Below are 4,458 nucleotides of genomic sequence, written 5' to 3' on the forward strand. Positions count from 1 at the left end.
GTTACCTCAACCCCACCAGGCCCATAGTTTAAGCTGAAGCCACTCCCGGGTTTCCCTTAGCCAGATGCCCAGAAGATTCCGCTCATCAATAATGATTTTGCCGATGCCTTCCATTCCGGGCTGTATAAGACTCGTGTCGGATAAGAGCTCACCCTCAACGATAAAGTAGGTAGAACCATCCAATGCTTCGGTTAAAGGCGTGATTTTGCTAAGGGTAAAATCAAAAGATGTTTCCGGCAGGGCTGAAAGATGAGCAGTACCTTCTTGTCCAGGCTGAATATCAGCAATTCTATTTTCCGGGACCAACATTTTTATGCGGTATTCATCCAGTTCAGATACCGATAATAAAACCTCTCCTTTGGTGACTGAGCTGCCAAGTCGCTGATCAAGGTCGCCGCTGATAACCAGTCCATCAAAGGGGGCGGTCAGGTTGGCTCTCATTAACTGGCTATTGACCAGCTCCAGCTGCGCTTCAGCCTGTTGAAGCTGTGCCGTGATGATATTGATTTTTGCCCGGTCCCTGAGTGCCAGGGCTTCCTGATACTGGCGATTAAGCTTTGCCTGTTCTGATAGCCATTTCAGTTTTTCCAGCCGCAGATCCCGATCATCAAGGCTGATGAGCGTATCTCCGGAATTGACTGTATCACCAGCGCGCGCATGGGTGCTCTCTATATAGCCATCATAAGGTGCCACAATTGCTCGCTGGGCTGAGCTTTCAATTCTGGCCTGGGTTGATAAGCGATAGGTGCCGGTTGCAAAGGTAAAGAATACAGAAAAGACGACTAACAACAGAGCGGCCAGTTTTCTTCCCGGGTAATTTGGCCCTGTAAGTCGTTTAAACTGGGTTTTCCAAGAGTCTACCGCTTTTTGCCACAGTGAAAGATCATTCTGACGTTTGTCGTTCAGAGAAGGGCTGATGAGACTGATAATACTCTGGCAAAGCGCTACCTGTTCATCGGTAAAAGGGTAGGCAGGGCTGGTTTCAAGAACAATGGCACCAGTCACTTTATGGTCGGAATATACAGGTATTGATAATATGCAGGCATCGCCCTGTAGCCCGGACAGTGCTTTATGGGCAAGCGTCAGTGCTGACCCATTGTTTTCTGTTTGGGGGAATCGAATAGGGCGGTCCTGATCGATAGATTCATCCATGACCTGTTCAATGGCACGAACCAGGTTCATTTTTTTGCCAAACTGTGTGTTGTGGGACAGGTACTTCAACGTCGTGTGATGGTTATGGTATTCACCCAGACTGACCCGATCACAATTAAAAAGAGTAGCCAGCTCTGTGACCAGCCCTATGGCTGCTGCAGAATAATTTGGTTCCGATAGCACTCTGGCGAGAATATTGACCCGGTCAGAAGTGCATTTCTGTTGAAAATTCAGCGCGTCAAAGCGGTGCTGATAATCAATAATCTCAAGCCCCGCAGTACTCCATTGAAGCGACGCCATCGCTTTTTGCAATGCTTCCTGAGAGTTGGCTTGCAGTGCAATGGCGACCAATGCTATAGGGCGCTGGTTAGGAAGAGATGGATCATTGGATTGTACCGGGTAGAGGAGAGCAAATGTTTCGCTACTGCTCCCATCACTATGCAGTGTACTGATTTGTGGTTGATCCCAATGGGAGAGTTGGCTGGCCAGTGCTTCCAGCCTTGGGAAATAAGTTGAGCTCTTTTGGCAGGATGCCACGTTGAAGAGCACGTTATCAGTTTGGACCATGATCAGGCTGCAATGCAGTCCGTCAATCATATAGTTCTGACCAAGCAGCCACTCCTTATAATAGTCAGCCGATGTCTGGTGAGTCAGCTGGCTATTGTCTTGTCGTATTTTTTCGGAGTCAGAAACTGCTTGTTCATCCATTGGCATTCGCTTCTATACGGCTGATTTTTTTTAGAAACCCATGGTGAAACTAAGGGTATTATTTTGTTAACTTTTGCACACTTCTTCTTGAAAGTGCTTGCCATTTATTTTTTAATCAACAGTTAAATAAAATATCAATAAAAAGTAAGTACGTATATACCCTTTCAGGGTGTTCGTCGAAATGTCACCGCTCAAGGAGGGGGTCGTGAACATGTCACCCGGTATCAAGGCTACGTCTCTGAAAAGGTTTATCCTTACAGTGTCATGGTTAACGGTAGTGCCTTTGTATTCTCAGGCTGCTGATTTGCTTGATGTTTATAAACAGGCGCTTGATCATGACCCGGTGTATCGGGCAGGGATGTTTGAGCACGAAGCTTCCAAAGAAATATACACGCAGGCTCGTGCGGTTTTATTACCAAGCCTCCAGTTTGAGTACAGCAAAACAAAATCAAAACAGGATATTGTCAGTTCAGACAATACGGTTTATGCAAAAGGCAGTACTTCGTTTCCCACCGATGAGCAAAACCTTTCACTGACCCAATCTATCTACAGCTACAGCAATTGGGCCTACTTCAAACAGGCAAAGGCCGAAGTGAGGAAGGTTGCTGCGGACCTGGAGAATGTGCGCCAGGATCTGGTGATGAGAGTAGCAGCTGCTTATTTTACGGTATTGCGAGAAAGCGACAGTTATCAGGCAATTGACGCTGAAGTAAAGGCGCTTGAGAAACATTTCCAGCTGGTGGATCGGGAATTTGCCAATGGTCTTGCTAATAGCACCGACTTACTGGATGCCGAAGCACGTTACATGCAGGCTCAGGCCGGTCAGATTGAAATAGCGAACAATCTCCATGATGCGCTCCAGGGCTTAAAGGAGATTTCTGGCAAGTTGCCAGATAACTTGAATGCTCTTGGCCAGAATCTGGCTTTGCAACGCCCTGACCCTTCTACGATGAAAAGCTGGGTGGATAATGCTCAGGCAAACAACCCGGCGGTTTTGTCCAGACAGAGTGCTGTCGACGTAGCCTGGCAGGAAGTGCGCCGCCAGAAAGGCGGTCATTATCCAACTTTTGATCTTGTGGTCACCCAGAGCGCCAGGGAAACCGGCGGCTCACTGTTTGGTGGCGGAAGTGAAGTGGATTCCCGGGATGTCCTCTTTCAAATGACCTTGCCAATTTATTCTGGTGGTGCGGTTTCATCAAAAGTGCGTGAGTCCATTAATCGTCATTACAAGGCTCAGGATGAATTAGAGCTGGCACTTCGTCAGGTGGCCCGAGAAGCTCAGGCAGCCTATACGGGGATTGTCAGTTCCATCAGTAAGGTCAATGCATTACAAAAATCCGTGGAAACCTATGAGAAAGCGGCAGAGGGTAAACGCACGGCATTTGAATCTGGCGTGATCTCCAGTGGCAGTGTGCTGGATAGTGAACGGTTGTTGTTTATTGCCAGAAGTGACTTCTCTGCTGCCCGTTATGATTATCTTATGAATCATCTGCGCCTCAAACGAGCGGCGGGTAGCCTCTCTGAAGCGGATATTGTGGGTATAAACCGGTTGTTGAATGGTGTCAGTTTATCAACGGATACAAATGCGTTATTGGCCTTTGGTGGCTGAATTCTAATGTAAGGGAATGAGGTAATAATAAATGAGTGTGCAACTGTTGATTTATGGACAGGTAGAAGCCGTCAATAAAAAACGTCATTCTGACTGGTCTATCAAGGCTGAAAACAATTATGCCTTTGCCAAAGAGGTTAACTCAGTACCTTTAATGGCAGTAGAGTTTCCAAAAGCGTCTCAGGACTACGCGATTGTCTTTGCTGGCAAAGACGACGGTGTGGTTCCAGTAGTTGTGATGGGCGTTCGTGAAGGTGAAAACGCCTATGTTGATGAAGAGGGGCAATGGCAAGCACCCTATGTGCCTGCGTTTATTCGTCGCTATCCGTTTGTTTTTGCGACCTCTGATGATGGAAAAACGCTGACGTTGTGTCTGGATGAAGCTTATGCCGGTTGTAATCAGGACGGTCGAGGAGAGCGCCTGTTTGATGCAGAAGGTGAACAAACCCAGTACCTTGAGAAAGTTTTGAGCTTTCTGCAGGACTATCAGACTCAGTATCAACGTACCCAGTTGTTTTGCAAAAAATTGAACGAGCTGGGTCTGTTGGAAGAAATGGGGGCGAAATTCACCCTGCCAGGCCAGGAAGAGCGGACCCTGACCGGATTTAAAACCATTAATCGTGAAAAGCTGAAAGGTATTCCTGCTGAAGAACTGTCAGCCCTGATGGCCAATGATGGCCTGGAGTTGATTTACCTGCACCTTCAGTCACTGAATAACCTGAATAAAGTCATTGAGCGACTGCCAAAGCAGGTTATCTCATCCTCTGAGATAGCCGATACTGAAAGCGCAGAAGCAGCAGGTATTCACTAAGGCTAATGTGGCTTTAGTGTTGATGTTGATAGGGCTCTATTAATAGCACGGCTTATGTCGTGCGTTTTGCTGTAAGGGTGTTGTTGATGTCTTTAATCGAAAAAGGTCTCCAGTCTTTGACCTGACCACCTGAGACTGGAAACCATTGGATTCAGAACAATAACAAGCGGACCGGCTA

3 protein-coding genes are annotated in these 4,458 nt (G+C 47.2%); 2 read left to right on the forward strand and 1 reads right to left on the reverse strand.

From position 1 onward, the window contains the following. Positions 1–6 precede the first annotated feature (6 nt). Positions 7–1,860, reverse strand: a complete 1,854-nt coding sequence (locus J7439_RS06225) for a GAF domain-containing protein (RefSeq protein ID WP_209200965.1) — start codon at positions 1,858–1,860, stop codon at positions 7–9. Positions 1,861–2,041: 181 nt separating this feature from the next. On the opposite strand from J7439_RS06225, the gene J7439_RS06230 reads away from it, so the two are divergent. Together J7439_RS06230 and J7439_RS06235 are read left to right on the forward strand one after the other, a co-directional pair. Continuing rightward, positions 2,042–3,469 carry a TolC family outer membrane protein gene (locus J7439_RS06230; protein WP_209200966.1) on the forward strand — a complete coding sequence of 476 codons (1,428 nt, stop codon included), beginning with the start codon at positions 2,042–2,044 and terminating at the stop codon, positions 3,467–3,469. Positions 3,470–3,500: 31 nt separating this feature from the next. Beyond that, positions 3,501–4,280 (forward strand): SapC family protein, encoded by a 780-nt coding sequence (locus J7439_RS06235; RefSeq protein ID WP_209200967.1) that lies wholly within the window; start codon positions 3,501–3,503, stop codon positions 4,278–4,280. Positions 4,281–4,458 lie beyond the last annotated feature (178 nt).

This window comes from Salinisphaera sp. G21_0 (assembly GCF_017744115.1).
Lineage (GTDB): Bacteria > Pseudomonadota > Gammaproteobacteria > Pseudomonadales > Endozoicomonadaceae > Endozoicomonas.

Excerpts from the sequence above, each read along its gene's own strand:
- J7439_RS06230 (WP_209200966.1), top strand. The coding sequence starts at position 2,042 with ATGTCACCGCTCAAGGAGGGGGTCGTGAACATGTCACCCGGTATCAAG.
- J7439_RS06225 (WP_209200965.1), bottom strand. The coding sequence starts at position 1,860 with ATGGATGAACAAGCAGTTTCTGACTCCGAAAAAATACGACAAGACAAT.
- J7439_RS06235 (WP_209200967.1), top strand. The coding sequence starts at position 3,501 with ATGAGTGTGCAACTGTTGATTTATGGACAGGTAGAAGCCGTCAATAAA.